Annotated in this window: 1 protein-coding gene; it reads right to left on the minus strand. The window is 56.5% G+C overall.

All coding sequences use genetic code 11. The features are described from left to right. Positions 1–62 precede the first annotated feature (62 nt). On the minus strand, positions 63–405 hold a 343-nt coding region (locus EN818_RS30920; protein WP_348631432.1), incomplete at its 5' end, for an MmgE/PrpD family protein.

A 405-nucleotide genomic window follows, 5' to 3' on the forward strand; every position in this document is an offset into this window, starting at 1 on the left:
TAGCGACAGCATGCATACGGCTTAAGATAGCATTTTTGAATTTCCCATGAAGACCCAAGATTTTAGGTCAGGAGATGGCGGGTGAAACGATCGTCGTCATCGAGAAGATTGAGAGGTCCAGTTGCGGCTGCCCGCGCGCGATAGGCGGCGGTGATACCTGCAACCACGGCGGGCGGAATCCCTTCCTTGATCGTGCTACCCTCGAATTTCGAGGTTGTGGTCAGGAAGACGATTGGTCCTTCGGATCCGGCAATACCTAACGCATGAGCGGTTTCCGTGGCACTCAAACCCAAGAGACGGCTAGCTGCAGCCGCAGCCCCGTAGCCGACCCAGCGTCCAGTTGCATACGTATCGATTGCCGCAACCGGCCGAGAGCTCGCGATTCGGAGGGCGATTTCATATCCG

Origin of the sequence: Mesorhizobium sp. M3A.F.Ca.ET.175.01.1.1, assembly GCF_004791945.1 — a bacterium.
Classification (GTDB): domain Bacteria; phylum Pseudomonadota; class Alphaproteobacteria; order Rhizobiales; family Rhizobiaceae; genus Mesorhizobium.